Origin of the sequence: Chromobacterium aquaticum (genome assembly GCF_021129195.1) — a bacterium.
GTDB lineage: Bacteria > Pseudomonadota > Gammaproteobacteria > Burkholderiales > Chromobacteriaceae > Chromobacterium > Chromobacterium aquaticum.
The window spans coordinates 1-4670 of record NZ_JAJOHW010000105.1 but is presented as its reverse complement, the minus strand read 5'-3'; the positions used below and the strand labels follow the sequence as shown (position 1 = coordinate 4670).

Genomic DNA, 4670 nt, shown 5'->3' with positions numbered 1-4670 from the left:
GCGGTGGCGATGGCCAGCGGCGCGAAGATGGCGAGATAGATCAGCAGCACCTTGCTGGCCTCGCCTATGCCGAACCAGATCACGATCAAGGGCAGATAGGCCAAGGGCGGCACCGGCCGGTAGAACTCGATCAGCGGGTCCAGCGCCGCGTGCGCGCGCCGGCTCAGGCCCATCAGCATGCCCAGCGGTACCGCGGTCGCCGCGGCCAGCAATAGCGCCAGGCCCACCCGGCCCAGACTGGCGGCGGCGTGATGCCACAGGCTGGCGTCCATGAAGCCGTTGACGGCCAGGTCCGCCAGCCGCGCCGCCACCTGGGCCGGGCCGGGCAGGAATAGCGGCGACACCAGCCCGCCGGCGCTGGCCGCCCACCACAGCAGCAGCAGGCCGCCCACCGACAGCGCGCTGGGCCAGCGCCGGCGCCAGGCGGCGAAGCGACCAGGATTAGGGCTAGAAGGATGGACCGGCGCCGGCGCGCTCAGCTCGGCCTGCGCGGCCGGGCCCAATTCAGTCAGTTCAAGCGGCGGCATGGTCGGCCTCCTCGGCGCGGAAAATCCAGTCCAGCAAATGCTCGCGCATGGCGATGAAGGCGGGATCGGCCTTGATCGAGCGCGCCGATTCGCCGGCGGCGTAGCGCTGGGCGAAACCCAGCTTCTGCCGCAGCGCGATGCGGCCGGGGCGCGGCGTCAGCACCAAGAGCTCGGTGCCGAGGAACAGCGCTTCCTCGATGCTGTGGGTGATCAGGAAAATGCCCTTGCCGCTGCGCTGCCACAGGCTGAGGATCAGCGACTGCATCTTTTCCCGGGTCAGCGCGTCCAGCGCGCCCAAGGGCTCGTCCAGCAGCAGGAAGTCGGGATCGGCCGCCAGCGCGCGCGCCAGGCCCAGGCGCTGGCGCATGCCGCCGGACATCTGGCTGAGCGCGTGGCCGGCGAAGGCTTCCAGCCCCACCCAGCCCAGCATGCGGCGCGCCTCGCTTCGCCGCTGTTCGCGCGGCACCCCGCGCAGGCGCAGGCCGAAGGCGACATTGTCCTCGGCGTTGAGCCAGGGCATCAGCGCGTCGTCCTGGAACACCACGCCGCGATCCGCGCCCGGCCCGCACACCGGCCGGCCATTGGCCAGCACCCGGCCCTGGCTGGGCGTCTGGAAGCCGGCCATCAGCCCCAGCAAGGTGGACTTGCCGCAGCCGGACGGCCCCAGGGCCACCACGATCTCGCCGGAACGCAGCTCCAGCGACACCCGGTCCAGCGCCTGCACCGGGCCGGACGGGCCGGCGTAGCTGACGCCGGCGTTTTCCACGATCAAGCTCGCCATCGCGGCCTCCTCGCGCTCAGCGCGGCTGCGCCAGCCGCACGAAGCGCGGCTCGACATAGGCTTGATAATCCGGCAGCACCGCTTCCACCTTCTTCTGTTCCTTCAGGAACAAGGCGGTGTCGCGCAGCGCCTTGGCGGTGCCGCCGCCCAGCAAGCGCGGCGACAGCTGCTCCTGCGCCAACGGGAAGCGGCTGCCGGCCAGCAGGCCGGGAATCTGCGCCGGATCGGCCCCGGTCAGCCGCGCGATCTTGGCCACCTGCGGCGAACCGGCGCTCCAGGCCGCCGGCTTGGCGCGGTAATCGGCGAAGGCCTGCAAGGTCACCTTGGCGAAGGCGGCCAGCGCCTGCGGCTGGGCCGCGGCGAAATCCTTGCGCGCCACCCAGGCTTCGAAAGTGGGCGCGCCCCACTGCCCCACTTGTTCGGAATTGACCAGCACCGAACCGGTTTTCAGCGCCTGGCTCAAGGCCGGGGCCCAGACATAGGCGGCGTCGATGTCGCCGCGCTGCCAGGCGGCGCTGATCTCGGACGGGCGCAGATTGACGATGGACAGCTTGGCCGGGTCCAGCTTCCAGTGCTTGAGCGCGGCCAGCAGGCTGTAATGGGTGGTGGAGACATAGGGCACCGCCACCTTTTTGCCGATCAGGTCCCGCGGGGTCTTGATGCCGCTGCCCTTGCGCGCCACCAAGGCCTCGGAGTTGCCGATCTCGGCGACGATCAGAAAGGTCTGGATCGGCAGTTGGCGGGTGGCGGCGGCGCTGAGCGGGCTGGAGCCCAGATCGGCGATATGCACGTCGCCGGAAGCCAGCGCGGCCAGCACTTCCGCGCCGCTCTCGAACTTGCGCCATTGCAGCGGCCGGCCGATGGCTTTTTCATACAAGCCGTCGGCCTGGGCCACTTTGGAGGGATCGACCCCGGTCTGGTAGCCGATGACGATGGGCGCCTCGGCGGCGTGTGCCGCCAAGGCGGCGAGGGACAGGCTGGCGAGACTGAGCGCCAGCAGGGAACGGCGGGAGATGAACATGGACATGGCGAGTTCCTGAACAAGGGGGACTCAGCACACTATAAAAGCCATGTTTAATATCAAAAAGTAATTAAATTTGCTTTCAATATTCCAAATAAATCAATAGCGTATTGAAGCCTGTTCAAAGTCTCGCGAGCAAGAGCGAGACAAGGCGAAAACGAGCGAAAAAGCGGAATGTACGAGTGGTACATGAGCATTTTGAGCTGGTACTCACCGTGCAAGGCTTCACCAAGCGCAGCAGACTTTGAACAGGCTCTTACCAGTTCACCTGATCATTCAACGTCAGCCCGCCGGCCGGCGCCTGCAATACCCGGTTGCCGGCGCGCTGCTCCCAGCTCACGCTGCCATCGGCGTTCTTGCGGTAGTACTTGTACTCGATGCGTTGCCCAGCCGGCAGATTGACCCGGGTCTTCCACAGCGGGTAGGCCGCCGCGTCCGCCGGCAGGCCCAGATCGGTGTTCCAGTTGCCCAAGGCGCGCGCCGCGCCGGTCACATACAGCTGCTGCCCCCAGCTGGTCGTGGCGGTGGCCTGGATCTCCACCGTCGCCTCCCCGGCCCTGGGTTCCACCCGGCAGGCGTAGTAACGCGCGCAGGCGGCTTCCGGCAGATCGACGACGCGGCCGGCGCGGATGGAGGCCAACAGGCTGATGTACTCGCCCATCGCCCAGCTCAGCGGCGCGATCGAGCGGGTGGGCGTGCCGGCGCGGTTGCCCGCCGGCGTCTCCACCGCCCAGCCGTCCGGCAGCACCGCGCTATGCGGCCACACCTGTTCCGGCAGCATGCCCTCCGGCGTGGCCAGCTGTTTCAAGGTGGCCAGATAGGGCTGGCCGGCAGTGCCGCCGCCCTGGCGCGCAATCTCGTAGATGCCGCGCTCGGCGGTGAAGATGGGCCACAAGCGGCCCACGCCGCTGCCGGCGAAATCGCCGCCGTCATTGCGTTCGCCGTAGCCGTCGAAGTTGTAGCGGAACCAGGCGTTGACCGGCAAAGCCGGCGCGCCGGGCAGCTCCAGCCGCTGGCCCAGCACCGCGTCGTAAATGCCCAAGGTGGCGCGCACCGCCGGATCGTCGGCGCGCTTCACCCCCATGCGCACCAATTCCAGGAAGCCGCCGTCCACCACCCGGCGCGCATCGCGGCCGCCGCCGCCGTTCTTCACTTCCAGCGTCTGCGGCGTGTCCGGGCCCAGCGCCGGCGCCTGGCCGGCGCGGCTGGCCCCGCCAGCGCGCGCGGACGGATTGAGGCGCAGATAATAACGGCCGTCGCCAAAGCCGCCGCTGCGGGTGAAGGTCCAGGCGTCCACGTTTTGCTGCCAGTAATCGGCGGCGGACAGATAGCGCGCGGCGCTGGCGTCGTCGCCGTTGGCACGGGCGATGTCGGCGGCGGCGGCCAAGCCGGCGATCTGCGCCGCCAGCGTGGACGGCGAATAGCCGCTGTTTTCCTCCCAGCGCTCCTGATAGGTCCACGGCCCGGCGCTCAGGATGTAGTCGGCGGCCAGCTTGATGCGCGGCCACAGCGGCGAATACACCGCCGGCCCCTGGCGCCAGGCCAGCAGGATGGGCATGGCCTGCTCGTCCATCTGGGTGCCCTGCCAATACTGCGCGCCGCTGACCCAGGCGTTTTGCGGAAAGCGGCCGTTGCGGCTGAAACCGTCCGGGCAGCCGGCGGCGTCGTATTCCGCCACGCCGCAGTCGCGGCGCTGCTGCAGGGTGTTGAACAGATAATCCGTCACCCGCGCGGCGGTGGCGCGGTCGCCGGCGGTGAGCAGGGCGTTGGCGAACTTGAACAGGTCGCGCGGCCACACCAGATGATAGCCGCCGGCGTTGGCGTCGCCCTGGCTGGCGCCCCATGGCGTGCCCAGGCCTGCCACCATCGCGCCGCTGGCCTTGTCCTGCATGGTTTTCAGCGTCATCGCCGCCAGGTAGTAGCCGTCGTCGGCGCTGCCGCCCTGATCGGACAGACCGGCGGCGTAAGCCTGCCAGCCGGCGTCGTAGCGCCGCTGCGCCGCGTCCAGATCGCCGCCCAGCGCCGCCTCGGCCGCGTCCAGCGCCTGCCCCTGGCTGGCGCCGAAGCCCAGCACCACGTCGAAGGACACGCTGGTGGCGCGCGGGTCGCCCAGCTCCAGCCAGCCCATCTGCGCCACATTGCCGTTGCCGGCGGAATCGAAGGTCCAATCCATGCGCTTGTCGGCGCCGCCGCCCAGCAGATCGGTCCAGCCGTCGCTGAGGCCGACAAAGCCGTTGGACAGCATGCGGTGGCCGTTCTGCGTCTTCCACGGCAGGCTGCTCAGCAGCGCCGAGGCGCGCTGATTGCGGCTGGCGGCCAAGGCCGCGCCGCCGCCGGCGCC

General features: G+C 69.5%; 3 protein-coding genes and 1 pseudogene. All 4 read right to left on the bottom strand.

Translation table 11 applies throughout. The features are described 5' to 3' along the window. Window positions 1–527: pseudogene (locus LQT98_RS16450) on the bottom strand (taurine ABC transporter permease); the annotation flags it as partial. Continuing rightward, on the bottom strand, window positions 514–1308 hold the full coding sequence (locus LQT98_RS16445; protein ID WP_231463613.1) for a taurine ABC transporter ATP-binding protein: 795 nt from the start codon (window positions 1306–1308) through the stop codon (window positions 514–516). The gene LQT98_RS16445 and the pseudogene LQT98_RS16450, both read right to left, overlap by 14 nt. Before the next feature lie 16 nt (window positions 1309–1324). Continuing rightward, on the bottom strand, window positions 1325–2335 hold the full coding sequence (gene tauA, locus LQT98_RS16440; RefSeq protein WP_231463610.1) for a taurine ABC transporter substrate-binding protein: 1011 nt from the start codon (window positions 2333–2335) through the stop codon (window positions 1325–1327). Between the two features lie 250 nt (window positions 2336–2585). Then, window positions 2586–4670: glycoside hydrolase family 15 protein (locus LQT98_RS16435; RefSeq protein WP_231463609.1), on the bottom strand; the 2085-nt coding region annotated here is incomplete at its 5' end.